Genomic DNA, 23,222 nt, shown 5'->3' on the forward strand with positions numbered 1-23,222 from the left:
CCCGTTCCCATTCCGAACACGGCAGTTAAGCTCTTCAGCGCCGATGGTAGTTGGGGGTTTCCCCCTGTGAGAGTAGGACGCCGCCAAGCCATTTCAAAAGATCAGCCATCCGGCTGGTCTTTTTTTGCATAATGCTAAGAAAAATCATTGGATATAAAGGGATTATCAATTAGGGAAACTTTTATAAAGACATACACGTAATGAAATTCTTCATCATACATTGTTAAAAGCATCCCCGGTTCTCTTAAACTATTTAAATTAATGTATGCGAACAATGGTTTTTGGGGAGAATGCAGGTATGGAGGTGGAGATGTTGGGGACAACAACAACCAAAACAACGGCAGGGGAAACATGCGCGGTTTGTGAACAAATAAAAGGGATGGGTATACATCTATATACGACTTTTATTTGTGAGGAATGTGAAAGGGATATGATCGGGACGGATACGAACGACCCCAAGTACCAATATTACTTAAAGAAATTAAGGAAAATCACTAATCCTGAAATATTATCATGAAAAAATAGTTTGTGGAAAGTTAAAGAGTCAGAGAAAAAAGAAATGGTGTGTTTCTTTAATCTCTGATTCTTTTTTTAGTACTTTAGAAGAATGCTTGCCAACACGCTTCAAGCTGCAGCCAGACTGTTTGGGGATACATAATCGCCTTCCTATTGTCGCAATATGAGATAAAATTCAACTTATTTGATAAAATGAAAAAATACTATGAGTGAGGGAAGAGAAAAATGAATCAATCTCAGACACCATTGTTCGATGCAATGAGTGCATTTTATAAAAAAAGCCCAATATCCCTGCATGTCCCAGGACATAAAAATGGATGGGTGTTTAGTAAAAAGGGCCAAGCTTTATATAACCCCCTGCTTGGTATTGATGCCACGGAGTTAAGCGGTTTAGATGATCTGCATGCTCCAGAGGGCGCCATTTTAAAGTCCGAGCAACTACTCGCTGACCTATATGGGGTAAAGCGGAGTTATTTTCTCGTTAATGGGTCAACCGTAGGCAACCTTGCCATGATTCTTGCTGCCTGCCGGGAAGGTGATAAGGTCCTTGTCCAAAGAAACTGCCATAAATCAATTTTACATGGATTGATGTTAGCGAATGTACAACCGATCTTTTTACAACCGGTTTACTATGAGAAATGGGGCATTGCTGGGGGTGTAAGTTCAAAATTAATTGAAGAAGCCTTGAGTGTACATCCAGATGTAAAAGCCATCATTGTTACCTATCCTAATTATTATGGTCTAGGTGAAGATTTGACGGAAATGGTAAGACTCGCACATCAAAAGGGGATCCCGGTGCTGGTGGACGAGGCACATGGCGCTCATTTTCAGTTAGGAAGTCCGTTTCCAAAGCCGGCCATTTTGGCAGGGGCAGATGCCGTTGTCCATTCTGCGCATAAAACACTGCCGGCCATGACGATGGGGTCATTTCTTCATGTGAATTCATCCTTAGTAGATGTCAATCAAGTTGCATTTTATTTACAAATGCTTCAGTCGAGCAGTCCGTCTTACCCGATTATGGGATCGCTCGACTTGGCCAGAGCCTACTTAGCCGCTTTTACATCAGAAGATAAAAGTTCCCTTATTGATAAGATAGTAGATTTCAGAGGCGAAATAGGTACCCTGGAAACAGTAAGGGTGCTGGAGGCGCCACTAGGCATCGCGGCAGACCCGTTGAAAGTAGTCATTCAATCAACAAATGGTTTAAGCGGGTTTGAGTTACAGCAGCTATGTGAAGCCGAAGGCATTTTTACGGAATTGGCTGATCGTGATAATGTATTACTGATTTTACCCTTATTAAAAATGGGTGCAGAATTTCCTTTTCATGAAATTGTTCAAACTATAAAAAGTGCCACTGAAGGCAGAATGGGATTCAAGGAAGCGAATCTTGGAGAAAGCTTACCTGAACGAAGGTCAATGGCAGGACTTGAAATGCCATACTCCGTCATGAAGCATAGTAAATCAAAACCTGTCGCATTACACAAAGCAGTCGGTGAGATATCTGCAGAGATGGTCATTCCTTATCCACCAGGCATCCCTTTGATTATGTCCGGGGAAATGATTACCCCTGAACATATATCCATTTTGAGAAGCCTGCAAGAACTGGGATCAAGGTTTCATGGCGGTTCTTCCCTTTCAAACGGAGAATTGATCGTTTATGAAAGCGGGCAGACTGGTTAAAATGTTATACTACAAACAAAGAACCTTGGAGGTACATCGATGAAACGTGGTATTTTTATAACAATGGAAGGGCCTGAGGGTGCCGGGAAAACAACAATTACCCAAATGCTTGGCAAGGCTCTGCAACAAGAAGGCTATCAAGTACTATTAACGCGTGAGCCAGGTGGAGTTCCCATTTCGGAGCAAATTAGGGAAGTGATCCTTAATAAAGATAATACAGCCATGGACCCGAGGACAGAGGCTTTATTATACGCAGCAGCAAGGCGTCAGCATTTAGTGGAAGTGGTCATGCCGGAGTTGGAACGAGGGGGAATTGTCCTCTGTGACCGGTTTATAGACAGCTCGTTAGCCTATCAGGGCCATGCAAGGGGTTTGGATATAGAAGAAGTTTACAATATCAATAAATTCGCAATTGGAGATATGATGCCAGATGCCACGCTCTTTTTTGATATCGACCCAGAAGAGGGATTAAGACGTATCCAGTCCAATGGGGAAAGGGAAGTGAACCGGCTGGATCTTGAAGCCCTCGACTTCCATAAAAAAGTTTGTGAAGGGTATCAGTTCATTATAAATAGATGGAAAGACCGCTTTATCATCGTGGATGCAGGCCGGACAATAGATGAAGTACTTGAAGAAACGAAAGCCAGCTTGTTGGATTTCTTAGCGAAAACGGGAAACTGAATATATAGGTTTCCATATTATTCAACCAATACTATTCCAGGCAAGGACTAGTTGATATAATGGAGTTAGTAAAAATTCAGAGTAACCGGAGGATGATGAAAATGAAAATGATCATTGCTGTCGTACAAGACAAGGATAGTCATCGCCTGCTGAATCAATTAGTGGAAAATAATTTCGGAACGACCAAACTAGCCAGCACTGGCGGGTTTTTAAAATCAGGTAATACGACTTTTATGATTGGCACAGAGGATGAACGTGTTGACCAAGCCATTCAGATCATCAAACAGAATTGTCAGTCACGATCCCAATTAGTATCACCGGTTTCACCGATGGGCGGGAATGCTGAGTCCTATGTTCCTTACCCTGTGGAGATTCAAGTAGGCGGTGCGACCATTTTTGTTCTGCCGGTTGAAAACTTTTTACAATTTTAACGGTTAGTTTCAGGGAGGTTCATTATGAAAATCAACCATGATATCCCTATTAAGCTGGATAAATCGCGTCAGGATGCCAAACAGTTTCAAACTGCAAATGGAAGATTTCAACAAATGGTCCAGACACAGGATCAAAAGATGCAAATCCAAACATTAAACCGTTTGATAGGCGATATTGAAGGGGCGGGCCAGCGTTTAGTAAGGTCACGTACTTTTAGGGAATTGGCAAAATATAAAGCATTGGTGAAACGGTTTGTTAAAGAAGCGGTTGAATATGGACTGGAACTGAAACAATCTACGAGCTGGAACGAATATGGACAAAGCCGGCCGTTGAAAACCGTGGAAACGATAGATGCAAGATTAGTTGAGTTAAGCGAGGAAATTCTTAATAAAGAGAAAAGCTCGCTTGAAATATTGGAAATGATTGGCGAGATTAAAGGTCTGCTGATTAATTTATATACTTAAGTGAGTTGATGGTTTTGGATAAAACATGGCAGGACATGAGTGAAATTCAGCCGCAGGTAATGACGATGCTGCAAAATAGCATAACGAAGAACAGGGTGGCTCATGCGTATTTATTTGAAGGCGAAAAAGGGACAGGTAAGCAAGAGATAAGCAGTGCCTTCGCCAAAAGCTTACTATGTGAAGCCCCGGCAGCAGGTTATGAGCCATGCGAACTTTGTCGGAATTGTAAACGGATTTCAAGTGGGAATCATCCTGATGTCCATTTGATAGAAAGAGACGGTCTCTCAATAAAGAAAGAACAAATCAAGGGGCTTCAGGAAGAATTTTCGAAAAAAAGCGTAGAGGCAGATCGAAAGGTTTATATGATTGCCGATGCGGACAAAATGTCGGTGGGGGCAGCCAACAGTCTCTTGAAATTTTTAGAAGAACCTTCGGCTGATACTGTAGCCATATTGATGACCGAACAGCTTCATAGGATTCTGCCGACTATATTATCTAGGTGCCAAGTGATTTCATTCAAACCATTATCTCCGGAGAATGTGAGACGGAAGCTGATAGAACAGGAGTTAGAACCACAGCTGGCCTCGGTCATCGCACACATAACACAGAATGTGGAAGCTGGAATCGAGCTTAGCCGTGATGAATGGTTTGTACAAGCTCAAAAAATAGTGGTAAAATTATATGAAGTGTTAAAACTCAATTCCTTGAAGGCATTGCTGTACCTTCAGACGGATTGGTCCACACACTTTAAAGAAAGAGAACAGGTTGACAGAGGTCTTGATTTGTTACTTCTTATATATAAGGATTTATTATACATTCAGTTGGACAAAAAGGACTTCGTTGTATTCCAAAATAAACTGAAGGAATTTGAAACTCACGCTCTTCATCTTTCCCCAAGACGCCTTGCTGAACATATGGGTTGCATTTTGGAAGCAAAAAGGAAGCTGATGTCCAACACGAATCCACAGCTGTTGATGGAACAGCTTGTGCTGAATTTGCAGGAGGGATCATGATTTGTATGATGTTGTAGGTGTCCGTTTTAAAAAGGCGGGCAAAATATACTACTTCGATCCGGGTGAATTCACTATTCCTAAGGACGATTTTGTAATTGTGGAGACTGTCCGCGGTGTTGAATTCGGTAAAGTCGTTACAGCCCGTAAACAAGTAGATGAAAACGATGTTGTCCTGCCATTGAAAAAAGTACTTCGGGTCGCTGATGCAAAAGATAAGCTCATTGTAGACGAGAACAAGGCGGCTGCAGAGGAAGCTTACTCCATATGCTGTCAAAAAGTTGTGGAGCATAAGCTGGATATGAAGCTGGTTGATGTGTCATATACTTTCGACAGAAATAAAGTCGTGTTTTATTTTACAGCGGATGGTCGAGTGGATTTCCGTGATTTAGTCAAAGATTTAGCTGCCATATTCAGAACTCGCATAGAACTGCGCCAAATTGGGGTTAGGGATGAGGCAAAGATGCTTGGTGGCATCGGACCTTGTGGCAGAATGCTTTGTTGCTCCACATTTCTTGGGGATTTTGAACCGGTTTCCATCAAAATGGCGAAGGATCAGAATTTATCATTAAACCCTACAAAAATCTCGGGTTTATGCGGTCGATTGATGTGCTGTCTGAAATATGAAAATGATGAGTATGAAAGTGCGAAGGAAATGCTTCCTGATTTAGGTGAAATGATTAATACGCCTGGTGGCAAAGGCAAGGTAGTGGGGCTTAATATTCTAGAACGCGTACTTCAGATTGAACTAATCGAGCAAGAAAGAGTATTAGAGTATACTCTAGATGAGATTCTAAAAGAGGGAGCCGTTTCTATTCAAGCCACAGATTATTAAGGTGGTGGGAGAGCGTGGATAAGAAAGATATTTTTGAGTCGGTGACCAATATGGAAACCCAGATAGGCCAATTATATAAGCAGCTTGGAGAATTGAAGCAGAACTTAGCTGAAATCCTTGAGGAAAATCAATCGCTCAAGCTGGAGAACGAGCATTTGCGCCATCGGTTGGGCCTTGTGGAAGTCGAAACTGTTCCTGCTGCAGTAAAGGTCAAACAAAAAGTGAAAAACCGTACTGCAAGTGCGGACAAGGTTATGGATATCGGGGAAGGCTATGATAATTTAGCCCGTATCTATCAAGAAGGCTTTCACATTTGCAATCTGCATTTTGGCAGTTTAAGAAAAGAAGGAGATTGCCTGTTCTGTTTATCTTTTTTAAACAAGAAGTGATAATGGAATAATATAAAAGATGTTCCATCTCTTTTACGTGATAGATAGACCGTTTACAATATATAGTGATTCGGGGTCTGACGCATACTATGAGTCAGGCCCCTTTTTGTACGATAGTAATGTCGAAGCATGGACCCTAAACATGCTTTTTCCATACATGATTAGGAGGGTAACAGCAATGGTAGAACTTAAAGGAGATGAGCGCCTGGATTATCTATTGGCTGAGAATTTAAGGATCATCCAAAGCCCGTCGGTGTTCTCTTTTTCATTAGATGCCGTTTTATTATCAAGATTCGTAAATGTCCCGATACAAAAAGGGAAAATCGTAGACCTTTGCTCAGGGAATGGGGTCATTCCTTTGTTGCTGAGTACAAGAACGAAAGGGAAAATCACCGGTGTCGAAATTCAAGAGCGGTTATATGATATGGCCCAGAGGAGCATGGATTATAATGGCGTATCCTCCCAAATCGAGATGATTCATGGGGATATAAAGGAAATTCCTAAACAGATAGGGTATGGCAAATATGATGTCGTTACTTGCAATCCACCTTATTTCCCGACGCCGTCTATCGAGGAAATTAACAAAAATGAGCATTTTGCAATTGCCCGACATGAATTAATGTGTAATCTAGAGGACGTCATGCGTGTTTCAAGTCAGTTGCTGCGTCAAGGTGGGAAGGCGGCATTCGTTCATAGACCGGGCCGCCTGATGGATATCCTGCATTTCATGAAGATGTACAGAATTGAACCGAAGCGACTGCAATTCGTTTATCCAAAGAGTTCAAAAGAAGCGAATACGATTCTTATTGAAGGGATAAAGGACGGCAACCCTGATTTAAAGATTCTTCCTCCGCTTGTTGTCTATAATGATCAGAATGAGTATAATCCGGAAATCAGAAGGATTTTATATGGAGAGGAATAAGCATTATTTTTATGTTTTAAAATGCAGGGACGGAAGCTATTATGCAGGGTATACAAATAATTTGGACCGCAGGATTGATGCCCATAATCAAGGCAGGGGTGCAAAGTATACACGAGGCCGGACCCCGGTTGAACTGATTTATCATGAAATATTCGAAACACAGACATTGGCCATGCAGGCTGAATATAAATTCAAGCAATTATCAAGAAAACAAAAGCAAAAGTGGATGGCAAAGGAGGATACATGATATGTGGCAGCAAAAGAGTTTTGAAAAAGAAGGATTGGAGCCAGCTCTGTATCTGGTTCCTACACCGATAGGAAACCTTGAGGATATGAGTTTCCGGGCTTTAAGAATTTTAAAGGAAGCGGATGTCATTGCTGCTGAGGACACGCGAAATACGAAGAAATTATGCAACTACTTTGAAATTTCGACACCTATCGTCAGTTACCATGAACATAATAAGGAATATAGCGGGAAGCAGATGCTTGAGAGGCTTCGATCTGGAGAGGTCATAGCATTGGTGAGTGATGCGGGCTTACCGACGATATCCGATCCGGGATATGAACTGGTCAAAGAAGCCATTGCCGAACAGTTTAAAGTCATCCCGTTACCTGGGGCAAATGCTGCATTAACTGCATTGATTGCATCTGGACTGACTCCGCAGCCCTTTTACTTTTATGGCTTTCTACAACGGGGAGCAAAAGAAAAAAAGAAGGAGCTGGAAAAATTAAAAAAAATGGAGTCGACTTGGATCGTTTATGAGTCGCCACATCGATTGAAAGAAACATTGAAACATATGCATGAAATTTTAGGTGACCGTCGGATAGTATTATGCCGCGAATTGACTAAGAAGTTTGAAGAGTTCATTCGAGGGACTGTGAGTGAAGCATTGACGTGGGCGATGGAATCCGAAATTCGCGGAGAGTTCTGTTTAATAATAGAAGGAGGGCTATGGTCGGAGGAGGAACCTGAAGAAGCTTGGTGGATGGCCCTTGACATCGTAGGTCATGTTAATCATTATATCGAGACCAAGCAGGTCGCTTCAAAGGACGCAATCAAGCAGGTCGCAAAAGATCGCAATATGCAAAAACGGGATGTATATCAAGCGTATCATATTGATATACAAGAATAATAAATATAAAAAAACTTCCGATGGCCCGGAAGTTTTTTTATATCATTTATTTAGAAGCAGTGAAGTTTTGTTGAATTTCTTGAATAAGTAATTCTGCACCTTCACGACTAAGGATCAATTTACCATTAGCAAGTGTAAGGTTGTTATCGGAAACTTCACCTGTAACTTGGCAAGTCATGTTTGGTTTGTATTTTTTCAAGATGATGCGCTCATCATCAACATAGATTTCAAGAGCGTCTTTCTCAGCGATACCCAATGTACGACGAAGTTCGATTGGAATAACCACCCGGCCTAACTCATCAACTTTACGAACAATACCTGTAGATTTCATTTTTATAATTTCTCCTCTCAGTTACAATCTAGTACCCTATTTTCTATTTTTTTCGCCATTATTCGACAAATTTTTTTATAAATTTATAATACCAGCCATTCCCAAATTCGTCAATGATTTATTTTCATTTTTTTGTAAGAAATAGCATGGCTTATTTCGTGTAACAAAAAGGCTTTTAAAGAGAAAAATTCGGTTATGCCTTTAAAAGTAAAGAAATAGCCAGGCTACAAAGAATCCCTCACTTCACCAGATTTCGACAAAGTGTGCGTATAAAACATACTTCATTATTATATGATTAAATATAATTTAGTTTCAAAACAAAAGTTCTGAATTAAGGATAATTTTCTGAAAAAGTTTACGAATATGTGAGTTGTTGCACAAAAAAAGAAATTTAGGTATATTTTGTTGAGGTAAGAGGTAATGCTGTCATAAGGGAAGTTCACGTCCAGATCACTTATTTTTAAATATAATATTTTAATTCTATTAACACGATGATTAGATTAGTGATTATTGTCGCATATAGCGTTAAAATAGAGATAATAACTTAAATATATTCTTATGGCTTGGGTCAATCCTTTAGCCGGTTTTTCAAAAGATGAGGAGGGAACGAAGTGCAAGATAAATTAAAAACATTCTATATCACGACACCCATATATTATCCGAGTGGTAATTTACATATAGGGCACGCGTATACGACGGTTGCAGGGGATGCCATGGCTCGTTATAAAAGGATGCGTGGCTTCGATGTCATGTATTTAACAGGCACTGATGAACATGGTCAAAAAATCCAGCGTAAAGCGGCTGAGGAAGGAATCACTCCACAGCAATATGTAGATAATATCGTATCAGGGATTAAAGAGCTCTGGGAAAAGCTTGATATTTCATATGATGATTTCATCAGGACGACGGAAGATCGCCATAAAGAGGTTGTAGCCAAAATATTCAAAAGGCTATTGGACCAAGGTGATATATACTTGGACCAATATGAAGGGCTATATTGTACACCTTGCGAATCTTTCTTCACGGAACGTCAGGTGGAAGAAAGCAATGGAAACTGTCCTGATTGTGGCAGGCCTGTTGAGAAGGTGAAAGAGGAATCTTATTTCTTTAAGATGAGTAAATATGCGGATCGCTTACTGAAGTTTTATGAGGAAAACCCGGATTTCATTCAACCGGAATCCCGCAAAAATGAAATGATCAATAACTTCATCAAGCCTGGATTGGAAGACCTGGCCGTTTCACGTACTACTTTCGATTGGGGCATCAAGGTGCCGGGAGATCCAAAGCATGTTATTTATGTCTGGATAGATGCTTTGACCAATTATATAACGGCATTAGGGTACGGAACGGATAATGATGCTAAATACTTGAATTATTGGCCGGCCGATGTACATCTGGTCGGGAAGGAAATCGTTCGTTTCCATACGATCTATTGGCCAATCATGTTAATGGCTCTTGATGTGCCGCTTCCAAAGAAAGTATTTGCCCACGGATGGCTTCTCATGAAAGATGGTAAAATGTCCAAATCAAAAGGGAATGTAGTGGATCCCGTTACATTGATTGATCGTTACGGTTTGGATTCTTTACGCTACTATTTATTGCGTGAAGTTCCATTTGGTTCCGATGGTGTATTTACACCGGAAGGGTTTGTTGAACGGATTAATTTTGACCTGGCAAACGATTTAGGGAATTTATTAAATCGAACAGTAGCAATGGTCAATAAGTATTTTGATGGTGTAATTCCAAAATACGATGGATCCAATGGTGAATTCGAAAAGGCTTTGCTTGAAATGAACCAAGAAACGGTAGGCAAATATGAGGAAGCAATGGAAAACATGGAATTTTCAGTTGCACTAACATCCATTTGGCAACTCGTGAGCAGAACTAACAAATTCATCGATGAAACCCAGCCATGGACTCTTGCTAAAGATGAATCAAGGAAAGCAGACCTTGCTAGTGTCATGGTTCATTTGGCGGAATCATTACGAAGGACGGCAATCCTTTTGAAACCGTTCCTGACGCAAACACCAGAAAAAATCTTTGCTCAGCTTAACATCAAAGATGATGTGTTGAAATCATGGGACAGTTTAGCGGAGTTCGGTCAAATTCCTGCTGAAACAAAAGTTTTGAAGGGAGACCCGATCTTCCCTCGTTTGGATATGGAAGAGGAAGTTTTATATATTAAAGAACAAATGCAGGGTGATGCACCTAAGGCCGAGGAAAAAGTGGAAGTGGAGATTCCCGAGGTTGATGAGATCACTATTGATGACTTTACAAAAGTGGAGCTTCGTGTTGCTCAGGTCATGGAAGTTGAACCAGTAAAGAAGGCGGATAAGCTTCTTAAGCTTCAGCTTGATTTGGGCTATGAGAAACGGCAAGTCGTTTCAGGCATTGCACAGCATTATAAACCCGAAGATTTAGTGGGCAAAAAAGTAATATGCGTAACGAATTTGAAACCTGTTAAACTTCGTGGCGAGCTCTCGCAAGGAATGATTTTGGCGGGAAGCCAAGATGGTGCACTCTCAGTCGCTACAATAGATTCATCGATTCCAAATGGTTCAAAGGTGAAATAAACCGAGGAAAACATAAAGGTGTTTCATATGAAACATTTTTATGTTTTTTTCTTTATGCTTTTGGAAAAAGTACTTTTATACAGGTTTTGTTACTGTGTGTTTGGCATATAAGGTCCTTTGTAATCTGTTTGTTACCTAAATGTGAAACATAAAACTTTCATTTTTTTATAAAATAGTGCTAGAAAGGAAGAAAAATAATGTTATTTGATACACATGTACATCTTAATGCGGAACAATTCAACGAGGATCTCGAAGACGTAATAGAAAGAGCTAAGGAAGCAGGAGTCAATAATATGGTTGTCGTTGGTTTTGACCGGCCTACTATTATAAGGGCAATGGAATTGATAGAAGCTTATGATTTCATGTATGCCGCAGTCGGTTGGCATCCTGTCGATGCTATAGATATGACAGAAGAGGACTTACAATGGATCGAGGAATTATCCAACCATCCAAAGGTTGTGGCCATTGGTGAGATGGGCCTGGATTATCATTGGGATAAATCACCGAAAGATGTTCAGATGGAGGTGTTCAGGAAGCAAATCCGATTGGCAAAAAAGGTGGGGCTGCCCATTATCATCCATAATCGGGAAGCGACCGCTGATATCGTGAACATACTCAAGGAAGAAGAGGCATCAATGGTTGGAGGCATCATGCATTGCTTTAGCGGAAGTGCGGAAACGGCTTTGGAATGCATTAATATGAATTTTTATATTTCATTGGGTGGCCCTGTGACCTTCAAGAATGCAAAAAAACCAAAGGAAGTGGCAGCGGCCGTACCTTTAGACCGTTTACTGATAGAGACCGATTGTCCATATTTGGCTCCCCATCCTTATAGAGGGAAGCGTAATGAACCTTCGTATGTGAAGCTTGTTGCTGAACAAATTGCAGAAATTAAACAACTTACAATAGAGGAAGTTTCCCAGGCGACAACAGAAAATGCCAAGAAATTATTCGGCATTAACTGACATTTTATTTTACAATATCTCCCGGGGTTCGCTAGCTAAAATCCCATTTTTTTAAAGTTTCTACAAATCTCGCTTCAAATATAGGCTTATTATGTCGAGAAGTCACCCTTTCCTTTTCAATATGGAATATGCATAATAGGTAGTAATTTCCTTAATGAGAAGTGAATGGGTTGACAGCTTGATAACTAAGTCTATATAATCACCGGGAGGAAGGAGGAGTTTTTCATTCTATTAAAAACTATGAAAAACCTTATTCCCAAACCTTTTGGGAAGAAGAGAATGGCAATTGCCATTTGCAGTGCTATTCTTGTTTCTACAGCATTGGGAATACTAATATATCAAGGTACAAAGGATACAGTAACAATCATGCTAGACGGAAAAAAAGAGGTAGTGCGTACACACGCGGCTACTGTAAATGATATGTTGGAAGATTTAGAGATTACCGTTCAAGCCGCAGACTATGTCCATCCATCAAGAGCCACGAAGGTTGATGATGATTTAGAGGTGGTTTGGAAGCCTGCACAAAAAATCGTCATGGTACAGGATGGTAAGACGGAGGAAGTCTGGTCCACTGCCGAAACGGTAGATGAACTTTTAAAAGATCAGGATCTTAGTTTGAAGGAACAGGATAAGATCACCCCTTCAAAAAATACGAAGCTGAAAGCGAATATGGAAGTTGCCATAGACAAAGCCTTTTCACTGAAATTAGTGGTAGGTGGAGACGAAAAGCAGGTATGGTCAACTTCGACTACTGTCGCTGACTTTTTAAAGCAACAAGGAGTAAAGCTCAATGATTTGGATCGAGTTGAGCCAGAATTAACCGAAAAAGTTGAAGCTGAGAATACGGTAAACGTAGTTCGAATTGAAAAAGTCACCGATGTAGTGGAAGAACCAGTTGACTTTGCTGTCATAACAAAAAAAGATGACTCTTTATCAAAAGGGAAAGAGAAAATTGTCAAAGAAGGAAAAGACGGACTCATTTCCAAGAAATATGAAGTTGTTAAGGAAAATGGCAAAGAGGTCAAAAGAGAATTACTTTCAGAAAAAGTAGTTAATAAAAAGCAGGATAAAGTTGTAACGGTCGGAACTCGAGCGACAGTTGCCCAGGCATCACGCGGAGTAACTAACGTTAGTTCTTCAAGCGGAAAAGAAATATACGTATCATCAACAGCTTATACTGCCAGTTGTAAGGGCTGTTCTGGTGTCACGTCTACAGGCGTAGATCTTAAGAGTAATCCGGGTGCGAAGATCATTGCTGTCGATCCAAGTGTAATTCCTTTGGGTTCGAAAGTATATGTAGAGGGATACGGCTATGCTGTAGCTGCTGACAAAGGCGGAGCAATAAAGGGAAATAGGATCGATGTCTTCTTTTCCTCAAAAAATGATGCCTATCGTTGGGGTGTAAAGAGAGTAAAGGTTCGCGTATTGGATTAATAAGGTTTCTCTCGCAGGAGATGAATTCGTCTCCTGTTTTTTGCGTTTTATTTTCGACCTGTTGATAAACCCTATGTAAAACTGTTTTAATAAGATAGACGTCTCACTATTCCATAAGATTTCAATTTATGTGTGTAAACTTTCATAAATGATCTTGACTGGATTCTCTATCCAGAAAAATTTTACGGGGGACCGGATACGTTTATCCAAGAGCTAATCAAAGCGTTTGCGCTTTTCTGTATGGAGGAAACCATGAAGAAGATTAAAGAGATTATTGTTGTAGAAGGAAAAGACGATACGGTAGCGATAAAAAGGGCTGTTAATGCTGATACAATAGAAACTAACGGTTCCGCGGTGAATGAGTCCTGTATCGAGCAGGTAAGGCTTGCACAAAAGACGCGTGGAGCCATCATTTTCACAGACCCTGATTTTCCTGGTCAAAAAATCAGGAACATCATTTCAGAACAAGTAAAAGGCTGTAAACACGCATTTTTAACGAAGGAGGAAGCCCTTCCTAAGTCTGGTAGAGGAATTGGTGTGGAACATGCTTCTCCTGAGGCGATTCGTAATGCGTTAAAGGATGCCCAGTTAATGGATGAAGAGGCTTCAGAAGAGATTTCACAGCAGGATTTAATCGATGCAGGTTTAATCGGGGGGGCCGGTGCCAAGGAACGAAGGGAAAAACTTGGATCTATTTTAAAAATCGGGTTTACCAATGGTAAACAGTTATATAAGAGACTAAAAATGTTCCAAATAACAACTGATGCTTTTGAGAAAGCGATGGTACAGATAATTCAGGAGGAAAATAATGAATAAGGATATTGCAACCCCTGTCAGAACGAAAGAAATATTAAAGAAATACGGATTCTCCTTTAAAAAGAGCTTAGGACAAAACTTTTTAATCGATACGAATATCTTGAAACGTATTGTCGAACATGCCAATTTGACAGAGGAAAGCGGCGCAATCGAAATTGGGCCGGGAATCGGGGCATTGACGGAACAACTAGCGAAAAGCAGCAAAAAGGTTACGGCCTTTGAGATTGATCAGCGTCTACTGCCCATCTTATCGGATACACTGTCTCCCTATAACAATGTAAACATCATTCACGGGGATGTTCTCAAGGCTGATGTCAAGAAGGTAATCGAGGAGGAATTCGCCGGCTTCTCGGACCTGATGGTTGTTGCAAATCTGCCATACTATGTCACGACGCCGATCATTTTAAAGCTATTATCCGAGGATCTGCCCATCAGAGGCATCGTGTGCATGCTGCAAAAGGAAGTGGCTGATCGAATTGCCGCAAAACCTGGGACAAAGGAATATGGTTCTTTATCCATTGCGATTCAATATTATACCGAAGCCGAAACAGTGATGATCGTACCCAAAACGGTATTCATGCCTCAGCCTAATGTTGATTCAGCTGTAATCCGCCTTACCTTGCGCGATAAGCCAATCGTTGAGGTCCTGGATGAGGATTTCTTCTTCACTGTGACCCGGACGAGCTTTGCACAGCGCCGGAAAACGATATTAAATAACTTAACCAGCCAGCTGCCGGATGGTAAGTCGAAAAAAGAACTCATACTTGCCGCTCTCGAAGCCGCAGAAGTTGATCCTTCAAGACGAGGAGAAACACTGAGCATCAAAGAATTTGGCCGCTTAAGTGATGCGTTATTGCCGAATTTCAAATAATGATAATGTGAAAGATTAAAGTCGGAATGGGGTCACTCCCAGCTTCCGGCTTTTTTTATTTTGATATTGGCATACCATGATGGACGTACCCAAAAATGTAATCAGCCCCAACCTTTCACCATTCAAGAATGGTTCGCATAACTTAAGAATGAAAATAAACTAGGGCGGGCTGAAAAATTAGTCTTCTCATGGGGTGAGGCCATGAATATTCAAATAAATGATATTGTCGGTCGGGTTTCTTATAAATGCGACGTGTTGTTCCGGGTAATCGATATCCGTGATATTGACGGAAGGCGTGAAGCTATTCTTTATGGGGAAGATTTCCGACTGATTGCAGATGCACCATTTCAAGATTTAATGCTGATTAATGATAATGAAAGAAATGATCGACAAAGATCGAATGAGGTACTTCAAGAACAATCTTACCGCTTATTAACACAAGATCTAGAGCTGCAACAACAAAAAAATGGCTATCAATCGAGTAATGGCTATCGGTATAGCGGTGAATATTTTCAGATACCAGGGAGGGTCCTCCATGTTGATGGGGATGCATCTTACTTAAGGAAATGCATGGATTTATATCAGAAATTCGGCATTCCGGTCAATGGCATCTATTGCAATGAAAAGGAAATGCCCCAAAGAATCGGGGGGTTGTTGGACCATTATCGGCCGGACATTCTTGTTGTCACCGGTCATGACGCCTATTCAAAATCAAAAGGACCGATGTCCGATATTAATGCCTACCGTCACTCAAAGGATTTTGTACAGACAGTAAGAGAAGCCCGAAGGAGGGTTTCCCATTTAGACCAACTGATTATATTTGCCGGGGCTTGTCAATCGCATTTTGAATCATTAATCCAAGCGGGTGCAAATTTTGCAAGTTCTCCCTCCCGTGTTAATATACATGCCCTTGATCCAGTATATATCGTCGGAAAGATAAGCTTTACACCTTTTTCCGAGCATATTCATGTATGGGATGTCCTTCGGAATACATTAACGGGAGAGAAGGGGTTGGGGGGAATTGAGACTAAAGGTGTGTTACGGACCGGGTTGCCTTTCAAGCCATTTCAGGAAGAATGAACGAGCTGCATTTTGAAAGAATGCAGCTTGCTTTTGGTGGGAAAGAATTCGGTTATCCTCACAAAAAAACGGTTTTTTTGTTTGGTAATGTCACTAAGTAATGATTTAACTACGAAAATTCGGTTTAATAATTAATGAAATAGTTCGTTTACATAATTTTTCATTTCCCAGGATATAATAAAATTGTTCGCGATTTTGCCGGATTTCAGATAAAAATATATTGACTACATTTTTAAGTGCTGATATAATTTATTATTTTGTTTGCGTATATTTGTAAATTGTGATATACTTAACTTAGTGAGGTGGACCGAAAATGCCAAAAACTCTAGCTGATATTAAAACTGCACTTGATTCAAACCTAGGTAAAAGATTGCTCTTAAAAGCAAACGGTGGAAGAAGAAAGACTGTAGAACGATTTGGAACTTTGGCGGAAACTTATCCGGCTGTTTTTGTAATTGAGCTCGACCAAGATGAAAATGCGTTTGAAAGAGTATCTTACAGCTATGCGGATGTTTTAACGGAAACCGTAGAACTAACATTTTTAAACAAACAACAAGAGATTTAACTTAGACGAGGCAGCGAACAACTATGTTTGCTGCTTTTTGTTTTGTATAAAATATCCTGTGATCCCCCAATAAAGGCTTAAAAAGGATGTAATGAAATAGCGTATGATGCAAACACTAGGCATGTGACGGCATGTGAAAGGGGTTGCTTAGCTTGAGCAGGAAAAAAGGGATTATGTCAAATGGTCTTAAAGAAGAATTGGCTAAAGAACTTGGATTTTACGATGTTGTCCAGAAAGAAGGCTGGGGAGGAATCCGGGCCAGGGACGCAGGGAACATGGTAAAACTTGCTATCGAAAAAGCACAACGTCAATTGGTGAACAAGGAGTAAGATAAACACTTAATTGTATCATGCCGTCATGTCGAAAGTAGCCGGACTCTTTATACAATGTATAGCTCTATTCATTTTTGCTTACATTGTAGTTAAGGAGTCTGGTTTTTTTATGTATCGGTATTTGCTATTTGGATATGTAGCAAGTCTTTTGGGATTCAGGAAGTGGCTGCTCTCCCATGTGCCTACATGTGTCTATTCCCCTCTAAAGGCCAATCTTAGCTTCATTACATTGAAATTACGATGAAAAAACCTTTAGAATATAAACAAATATGATAGAATAGGACAAGAACTTTTAAGAACGTTAAAGTAGGTGGACATATTGAAGCTTATGGAAAAAGCCCCGGCTAAAATTAATTTGGCTTTGGATGTGCTTTTCAAACGGCCTGATGGGTATCATGAGGTGGAAATGATCATGACGACAGTCGACCTTGCCGATAGAATTGAACTAAAGGAAATAAAGGGAAATCATATCCAAATTCTATCCCACAATCGATTTGTTCCGGATGATCATCGGAATTTAGCTTATCAAGCCGCATTTATTCTAAAGGAACGTTTTGGAATCAATAAAGGTGTTTCTATAACTATAGAGAAAAATATCCCTGTAGCCGCTGGGCTTGCTGGTGGAAGCAGTGATGCCGCAGCTACATTGAGAGGCTTAAATAGACTGTGGAAGCTCGGTCTTTCCATGGATGAACTTGCGGAAATAGGAGCTGAAATTGGCTCTGATGTTTCATTTTGTGTATACGGAGGTACGGCATTGGCCAGAGGGCGCGGGGAAAAAATCACGCATCTTCCTGCACCGCCAAAATGCTGGGTCATCTTGGCCAAACCGACGATCGGCGTTTCGACAGCTGATATATACAAAAGGCTCCAAACTTCAAAAATGGAGCATCCGGATGTACCTGGAATGATTACGGCTATTATGGAAAACAATTATCACGATGTATGCGAGGGGCTGGGCAATGTTCTGGAACAGGTGACATTGCAGTTATACCCAGAGGTTGCGAACATTAAAGATCAAATGAAGACATTTGGAGCAGATTCGGTCTTGATGAGCGGAAGTGGTCCGACCGTTTTTGGTTTGGTGGAACATGATTCGCGCATGCAAAGAATTTATAATGGACTTCGCGGATTTTGTGACCAAGTCTATGCAGTCCGTTTACTGGGTGATCGAAACAATCTTGAATAGAAACGTACATTAGTGGTATAGTTGCTATATAATATTCGGAATTAACAAAGGGGGTGTCTCAATGAAATTTCGTCGCAGCGAGAGGCTAGTCGATATGACCAATTATTTATTAGAACATCCGGGGGAACTTGTTTCGCTGACATATTTTGCTGAAAGGTATAGTTCGGCAAAATCCTCGATCAGTGAAGATTTGACGATTATCAAAGATACCTTTGAACAACGCGGGATAGGATCTTTAACAACCGTTCCAGGTGCGGCCGGTGGAGTGAAATATATTGTTTCCATCAAGGATGAAGAAGCCAATTCCTTCATTGACGGATTATGCGATACGATTGCTAGTCCCGAAAGGTTGCTTCCTGGCGGTTATCTATATATGACAGACATATTAGGACATCCGCAAACCGTGAATAAGGTTGGAAGGATAATCGCTTCAATGTATGCCAAGAAAAATGTCTCGGTCATCATGACAATGGCTACCAAAGGGATATCATTAGCATACGCCGTGGCAAATTATTTGAATGTTCCAGTTGTCATTGTAAGAAGGAATAATAAAGTAACGGAAGGTTCTACAGTGAGCATCAATTATGTTTCTGGCTCTTCAAAGAGGATTCAGACTATGGTACTCTCTAAGAGAAGCTTGGTTGAGGGTTCGAATGTATTAATTGTAGACGATTTCATGAAGGCTGGGGGTACCATCAACGGTATGGTCAGTCTATTGGATGAATTCAAGGCAACAGTTGCCGGAATTGCGGTGCTGGTCGAATCCGAACATACAGAGGAGTGTCTTGTCGAGGACTATGTTTCATTAATCAAGTTGACGCAGGTGGTCGAAAGAGACAAGAAAATCAATGTCAGCCGAGGGAATTATTTTACGAAAAAGGAATAGGGGGAATCATTTCATGAAAACGATACATACGGATGAAGCACCGGCAGCGATCGGACCATATTCACAAGGCGTGATCGTGGATAAGTTGTTTTTCAGTTCAGGACAGATCCCACTTACTGCTTCCGGTGAGATGGTTACAGGGGATGTCAAGGAACAAACACACCAGGTCTTTAAGAATCTCCAAGCTGTATTGAAAGAAGCTGGGGCTTCATTGGAAACGGTTATTAAGGCTACAGTATTCATTAAAAGTATGGACGATTTCGGTTCGATTAATGAAATATACGGAGAATATTTTTCTGCTCACAAACCTGCTCGCTCTTGTGTAGAGGTTGCTCGGCTTCCGAAAGATGCACTAGTGGAAATAGAAGTGGTAGCGCTCGTTAAATAAACGGGCGTTTTTTTATTTTTTAAAGGCAATTCGTAATGGGTAATTTTCCTGTAATGGAAGGGGGATTTTTAGTATTTTAAAAAACTAGGCTGAATTTTCTAAAAAAATTACAGATAATAGAAGGAGTTCACGTTTTTTTGTTGAATATGTACTTTAAGTTTTAACAACAACAAAAAGGGATGGTGAGCTTAAATGGAAGTAACTGACGTAAGATTACGCCGTGTGAATACGGACGGTCGTATGAGAGCTATCGCATCAATTACACTGGATAATGAATTTGTGGTTCATGATATTCGTGTGATCGACGGAAACAATGGTTTATTTGTAGCAATGCCAAGTAAACGAACTCCAGATGGAGAATTCCGGGATATCGCTCATCCAATCAATTCCTCGACACGCGGGAAAATTCAAGAAGCTGTCTTGACAGAATATCATCGATTGGGAGAACTTGAAACTGAATTAGAGGAAGCTGGAGCAGGTGCTTCTTAAAATAACTTTACTTTTAAACTTTAAATTTATAATTCGTGCATCTAGAGCCTACTTCATAAGTAGTGCTCTTTTTTATTTATTCAAAAACGGATAACTTTAGAACTGTCCGCTCATCATGCAGACATTTATTTAATGAATGGTTAAACCCACGTAGTTATCTTCAAAAGTTTAGTACCCATCCCTTTTAATTTTTAAACCTTTTTGTTCACCCAGATATTGAAATTCCTGTAAGTGGGATATAAGGGCTACCGCTTATTCTAACCATCCAGCTGAAGATGAAATTGAAATGGTAAACTGATTTCGGAATGGGAGTTAACAAAGGGTGGAGTATGCCCAAATGCCTTGTACATAGGGCGTGGCGCACCATGGCAATGTTTTGGGATAATGGGGTTGGCTCGTGTTATAAAGAGCAGGAGACATGGTTTCTGTATTATGCTGTTGATGAAAATGACATCGAACATGATGTAAAATCATTCTCCAAGGTCCAATAATAACATTTTTAACCTTGTCGGAAACCGAGCTTTTTTCACCTGATCGGTTGACAATTATATGTACTTTTAATTGTTACCTTGAAAAGAATCACTATTTGAGATAATATTTTTAGTGGATAAAAAGGTGAAAATGGAGGCCTGTTATGAGTAATCGTTATGCAATAATATTGGCCGCTGGGCAAGGTACTAGGATGAAATCTAAGCTTTATAAGGTTTTGCACCCTGTTTGCGGGAAACCAATGGTACAACATGTTATCGATCAAGTCAATCAACTTCAAATAGAAGATATTGTAACAGTCATTGGCCATGGAGCTGAAAAAGTTCAAGAACAACTTGGTGATTCATGCAAGTATGCCTTACAAGAACAGCAATTAGGTACGGCACATGCTGTAATGCAAGCGGAAAGCGTTTTATCCGTAAAAAGTGGTACGACCCTTGTTATTTGCGGTGATACGCCTCTGATTAAAGCGGAAACGATGAAAGAGCTTATAGCATTGCATGAGCAAAGTCAGGCGAAAGCAACAATCTTAACAGCATATGCAGATAACCCTGCAGGCTATGGAAGGGTCCTTCGCGGTGAAGGCGGACTTGTAGAAAAAATCGTCGAGCATAAGGATGCCTCTGATGAAGAAAGATATGTTAAGGAAATAAATACCGGTACATATTGCTTCGACAATCAAGCATTGTTTAACGCACTGAAAAAAGTTTCAAATGAAAATGTCCAGGGAGAATATTACTTACCGGATGTCATTGAAATCTTAAAACAGGAAGGCGAAGTGGTGACGGCCTTCCAATCCAGTGATTTCGAGGAAACATTGGGTGTGAATGACCGTGTGGCTTTATCGCAGGCTGAGCAAGTTTTACGGAAACGCATCAATGAAACGCATATGAGGAATGGTGTAACCATCATCGATCCGCTTACTACGTTCATTGAAGCGGATGTACAAATCGGGCAGGATACAGTCATTAACCCTGGGTCATTCATTAAAGGAAAAAGTATTATCGGGCAGGATTGCTTAATTGGCCCGAATACGGAAATCAGTAATTGTGAAATTGGTGATGGAACGGAAGTCCTCCAATCGGTTGTACATGAAAGCAGTATTGGAAGTTTTGTAAAAATCGGTCCATTCGCACATGTTAGACCTCAATCAGATATTAAAGATTCCGTTAAGATCGGTAATTTTGTCGAAATTAAAAAGACCGTTTTTGGCAAAGGAAGCAAGGTATCGCATTTGAGTTATATTGGTGATGCAGAGGTTGGGGAGAATGTTAATATAGGCTGCGGATCTATTACCGTGAATTACGACGGGAAAAATAAATATTTGACGAAGATTGAAGACAATGTTTTCATAGGCTGCAATTCTAATCTAGTTGCACCTGTAACGGTAGGAGAAGGAGCATATGTAGCTGCTGGATCAACCATCACGCAAGATGTACCGCAGGATGCCCTATCCGTTGCTCGGGCTCGTCAAGTTAACAAAGAAGATTATGTAAAGAATTTGAAATTTAATAAATAACCGACGGAGGTCATCATGTCAAATCAGTATTTAGATCCTAATTTAAAAGTATTCTCTTTAAATTCAAACTTCGATTTAGCTCAGGAAATTGCTGCTGCAATCGGTGTTGAACTTGGAAAATGTAGCGTAACAAGTTTCAGTGACGGTGAAGTTCAGATTAATATTGAAGAAAGTATTCGTGGCTGTGACGTATACGTAATCCAATCAACAAGCCAACCAGTCAATGAAAATTTAATGGAACTTTTAATTATGATCGATGCTCTTAAACGTGCTTCAGCTAAAACGATCAATATTGTAATGCCATATTACGGTTATGCCCGACAAGATCGTAAAGCGCGTGCGCGTGAACCAATTACAGCTAAACTTGTCGCAAATCTTTTAGAAACGGCTGGTGCCCACCGTGTCATCACATTAGATCTTCACGCACCGCAAATTCAAGGTTTCTTCGATATTTTGATCGATCACCTTGTTGCTGTTCCGATTTTAGCTGATTTCTTCAAGGAAAAAGATTTAAGTGATATCGTCATCGTTTCCCCAGATCATGGCGGTGTAACACGTGCCCGTAAAATGGCCGATCGCCTAAAAGCGCCGATCGCCATTATCGATAAGCGCCGTCCAAGACCGAACGTGGCTGAAGTCATGAACATCATTGGTAATATTGAAGGAAAGACAGCAATACTGATTGATGACATCATCGATACTGCAGGGACTATTACACTAGCGGCCAATGCCCTTGTGGAGAATGGCGCTAAAGCGGTGTATGCTTGTTGTACACACCCAGTCCTTTCTGGTCCTGCCATCGAAAGGATTCAAAATTCAACGATCAAGGAATTGGTCGTGACTAACTCGATTGCCCTATCTGAAGATAAGAAAATCGATAAAATCACTGGACTTTCTGTAGCACCTTTGATTGCAGAGGCAATTATTCGCGTGCATGAGGAACAATCAGTCAGCACATTATTCGATTGATAAAAAAATTAACCAATACACGGCGGGCCTTCGGGCTCGCCGTATTTTGGTTTGGAATTTTCAAAAAACATTAAATTCTTAGTTGACAGATATGAATAGTAATAATAAAATGGCTATACAAATTCAATTCATATTCATGGAATGAAACCTGTACGAATGTAATGGCATAATGGTTAACGCCGATCGGACTACCGAAGGCTCCTTTTCACTTACCAATAGAACATTAGGCATCTTTTTGCCCTATTGTCCTATTGGTGAAGGAAA

Annotated in this window: 27 protein-coding genes and 1 rRNA gene; 27 read left to right on the top strand and 1 reads right to left on the bottom strand. The window is 40.5% G+C overall.

Annotated elements, in window-relative coordinates; all coding sequences use genetic code 11:
- From rrf to rsmI, 12 genes are all read left to right on the top strand, one after another.
- A 5S ribosomal RNA gene (gene rrf / locus MPH60_RS26815) occupies nucleotides 1-89 on the top strand; the annotation flags it as partial.
- A gap of 209 nt (nucleotides 90-298) precedes the next feature.
- On the top strand, nucleotides 299-517 hold the full coding sequence (locus MPH60_RS26820) for a sigma factor G inhibitor Gin (protein ID WP_241594411.1): 219 nt from the start codon (nucleotides 299-301) through the stop codon (nucleotides 515-517).
- A 224-nt stretch (nucleotides 518-741) separates the two neighbouring features.
- Nucleotides 742-2,196, top strand: a complete 1,455-nt coding sequence (locus MPH60_RS26825; protein WP_241594412.1) for an aminotransferase class I/II-fold pyridoxal phosphate-dependent enzyme — start codon at nucleotides 742-744, stop codon at nucleotides 2,194-2,196.
- 39 nt (nucleotides 2,197-2,235) lie between these two features.
- Nucleotides 2,236-2,877, top strand: a complete 642-nt coding sequence (gene tmk, locus MPH60_RS26830) for a dTMP kinase (protein ID WP_241594413.1) — start codon at nucleotides 2,236-2,238, stop codon at nucleotides 2,875-2,877.
- Between the two features lie 101 nt (nucleotides 2,878-2,978).
- The gene (locus MPH60_RS26835; RefSeq protein ID WP_034316369.1) at nucleotides 2,979-3,308 is read left to right on the top strand and encodes a cyclic-di-AMP receptor; all 330 of its coding nucleotides are present in this window, start codon (nucleotides 2,979-2,981) and stop codon (nucleotides 3,306-3,308) included.
- 24 nt (nucleotides 3,309-3,332) lie between these two features.
- A complete protein-coding gene (locus MPH60_RS26840; protein WP_241594414.1) occupies nucleotides 3,333-3,773 on the top strand; it encodes a YaaR family protein in 441 nt (146 codons plus the stop codon).
- An 8-nt stretch (nucleotides 3,774-3,781) separates the two neighbouring features.
- Nucleotides 3,782-4,786: a DNA polymerase III subunit delta' gene (holB, locus tag MPH60_RS26845; protein WP_387552066.1), complete on the top strand. Its 1,005-nt coding sequence runs from the start codon at nucleotides 3,782-3,784 to the stop codon at nucleotides 4,784-4,786.
- Between the two features lies 1 nt (nucleotide 4,787).
- Complete coding sequence (locus MPH60_RS26850; RefSeq protein ID WP_241594416.1) at nucleotides 4,788-5,618, top strand: PSP1 domain-containing protein; 831 nt, start codon at nucleotides 4,788-4,790, stop codon at nucleotides 5,616-5,618.
- Between the two features lie 50 nt (nucleotides 5,619-5,668).
- On the top strand, nucleotides 5,669-6,007 hold the full coding sequence (yabA, locus tag MPH60_RS26855; RefSeq protein ID WP_245406453.1) for a DNA replication initiation control protein YabA: 339 nt from the start codon (nucleotides 5,669-5,671) through the stop codon (nucleotides 6,005-6,007).
- A gap of 178 nt (nucleotides 6,008-6,185) precedes the next feature.
- Nucleotides 6,186-6,929, top strand: a complete 744-nt coding sequence (locus tag MPH60_RS26860) for a tRNA1(Val) (adenine(37)-N6)-methyltransferase (protein ID WP_241594418.1) — start codon at nucleotides 6,186-6,188, stop codon at nucleotides 6,927-6,929.
- Nucleotides 6,916-7,176 (top strand): GIY-YIG nuclease family protein, encoded by a 261-nt coding sequence (locus MPH60_RS26865; RefSeq protein WP_241594419.1) that lies wholly within the window; start codon nucleotides 6,916-6,918, stop codon nucleotides 7,174-7,176. Before MPH60_RS26860 ends, MPH60_RS26865 begins: the two co-directional genes overlap by 14 nt.
- Nucleotide 7,177: 1 nt before the next feature.
- Nucleotides 7,178-8,062, top strand: a complete 885-nt coding sequence (gene rsmI / locus MPH60_RS26870) for a 16S rRNA (cytidine(1402)-2'-O)-methyltransferase (RefSeq protein ID WP_241594420.1) — start codon at nucleotides 7,178-7,180, stop codon at nucleotides 8,060-8,062.
- Between the two features lie 46 nt (nucleotides 8,063-8,108).
- Here the strand turns inward: rsmI and MPH60_RS26875 are convergent, their stop codons facing one another.
- Nucleotides 8,109-8,393, bottom strand: coding sequence for an AbrB/MazE/SpoVT family DNA-binding domain-containing protein (locus tag MPH60_RS26875; RefSeq protein ID WP_048689982.1), 285 nt, complete (start codon nucleotides 8,391-8,393; stop codon nucleotides 8,109-8,111).
- Nucleotides 8,394-9,004: 611 nt separating this feature from the next.
- Between MPH60_RS26875 and metG the strand changes: the two genes are divergently transcribed.
- From metG to MPH60_RS26945, 15 genes are all read left to right on the top strand, one after another.
- Entirely contained in the window at nucleotides 9,005-10,966 is a 1,962-nt protein-coding gene (gene metG / locus MPH60_RS26880) for a methionine--tRNA ligase (protein WP_241594421.1), read from the top strand.
- A gap of 197 nt (nucleotides 10,967-11,163) precedes the next feature.
- Nucleotides 11,164-11,931: a TatD family hydrolase gene (locus MPH60_RS26885; RefSeq protein ID WP_241594422.1), complete on the top strand. Its 768-nt coding sequence runs from the start codon at nucleotides 11,164-11,166 to the stop codon at nucleotides 11,929-11,931.
- A gap of 279 nt (nucleotides 11,932-12,210) precedes the next feature.
- On the top strand, nucleotides 12,211-13,365 hold the full coding sequence (locus MPH60_RS26890) for a G5 and 3D domain-containing protein (RefSeq protein WP_241594423.1): 1,155 nt from the start codon (nucleotides 12,211-12,213) through the stop codon (nucleotides 13,363-13,365).
- 252 nt (nucleotides 13,366-13,617) lie between these two features.
- Entirely contained in the window at nucleotides 13,618-14,181 is a 564-nt protein-coding gene (gene rnmV / locus MPH60_RS26895) for a ribonuclease M5 (RefSeq protein WP_241594424.1), read from the top strand.
- Nucleotides 14,174-15,052, top strand: a complete 879-nt coding sequence (gene rsmA, locus MPH60_RS26900; RefSeq protein WP_241594425.1) for a 16S rRNA (adenine(1518)-N(6)/adenine(1519)-N(6))-dimethyltransferase RsmA — start codon at nucleotides 14,174-14,176, stop codon at nucleotides 15,050-15,052. The genes rnmV and rsmA overlap by 8 nt, the downstream gene beginning before the upstream one ends.
- Nucleotides 15,053-15,253: 201 nt before the next feature.
- On the top strand, nucleotides 15,254-16,132 hold the full coding sequence (yabG, locus tag MPH60_RS26905; RefSeq protein WP_241594426.1) for a sporulation peptidase YabG: 879 nt from the start codon (nucleotides 15,254-15,256) through the stop codon (nucleotides 16,130-16,132).
- A 313-nt stretch (nucleotides 16,133-16,445) separates the two neighbouring features.
- Entirely contained in the window at nucleotides 16,446-16,697 is a 252-nt protein-coding gene (veg, locus tag MPH60_RS26910; protein WP_061440325.1) for a biofilm formation stimulator Veg, read from the top strand.
- A 152-nt stretch (nucleotides 16,698-16,849) separates the two neighbouring features.
- Complete coding sequence (locus MPH60_RS26915; protein ID WP_101225905.1) at nucleotides 16,850-17,026, top strand: small, acid-soluble spore protein, alpha/beta type; 177 nt, start codon at nucleotides 16,850-16,852, stop codon at nucleotides 17,024-17,026.
- A 322-nt stretch (nucleotides 17,027-17,348) separates the two neighbouring features.
- Nucleotides 17,349-18,218, top strand: a complete 870-nt coding sequence (gene ispE / locus MPH60_RS26920; protein WP_101225906.1) for a 4-(cytidine 5'-diphospho)-2-C-methyl-D-erythritol kinase — start codon at nucleotides 17,349-17,351, stop codon at nucleotides 18,216-18,218.
- 61 nt (nucleotides 18,219-18,279) lie between these two features.
- Nucleotides 18,280-19,104 (top strand): pur operon repressor, encoded by an 825-nt coding sequence (gene purR, locus MPH60_RS26925; RefSeq protein WP_241594427.1) that lies wholly within the window; start codon nucleotides 18,280-18,282, stop codon nucleotides 19,102-19,104.
- A gap of 13 nt (nucleotides 19,105-19,117) precedes the next feature.
- Nucleotides 19,118-19,492, top strand: a complete 375-nt coding sequence (locus tag MPH60_RS26930) for a RidA family protein (protein ID WP_053537019.1) — start codon at nucleotides 19,118-19,120, stop codon at nucleotides 19,490-19,492.
- A 192-nt stretch (nucleotides 19,493-19,684) separates the two neighbouring features.
- On the top strand, nucleotides 19,685-19,981 hold the full coding sequence (spoVG, locus tag MPH60_RS26935) for a septation regulator SpoVG (protein WP_034316332.1): 297 nt from the start codon (nucleotides 19,685-19,687) through the stop codon (nucleotides 19,979-19,981).
- Nucleotides 19,982-20,346: 365 nt separating this feature from the next.
- Nucleotides 20,347-20,472: a hypothetical protein gene (locus tag MPH60_RS27870; RefSeq protein ID WP_272492862.1), complete on the top strand. Its 126-nt coding sequence runs from the start codon at nucleotides 20,347-20,349 to the stop codon at nucleotides 20,470-20,472.
- 143 nt (nucleotides 20,473-20,615) lie between these two features.
- A complete protein-coding gene (gene glmU / locus MPH60_RS26940; RefSeq protein ID WP_241594428.1) occupies nucleotides 20,616-21,989 on the top strand; it encodes a bifunctional UDP-N-acetylglucosamine diphosphorylase/glucosamine-1-phosphate N-acetyltransferase GlmU in 1,374 nt (457 codons plus the stop codon).
- Between the two features lie 15 nt (nucleotides 21,990-22,004).
- Complete coding sequence (locus MPH60_RS26945) at nucleotides 22,005-22,958, top strand: ribose-phosphate diphosphokinase (protein WP_057276495.1); 954 nt, start codon at nucleotides 22,005-22,007, stop codon at nucleotides 22,956-22,958.
- The last annotated feature ends 264 nt before the right edge of the window (nucleotides 22,959-23,222 follow it).

The organism is Peribacillus sp. Aquil_B1, from assembly GCF_022603275.1.
Taxonomy (GTDB): Bacteria; Bacillota; Bacilli; order Bacillales; family DSM-1321; genus Peribacillus.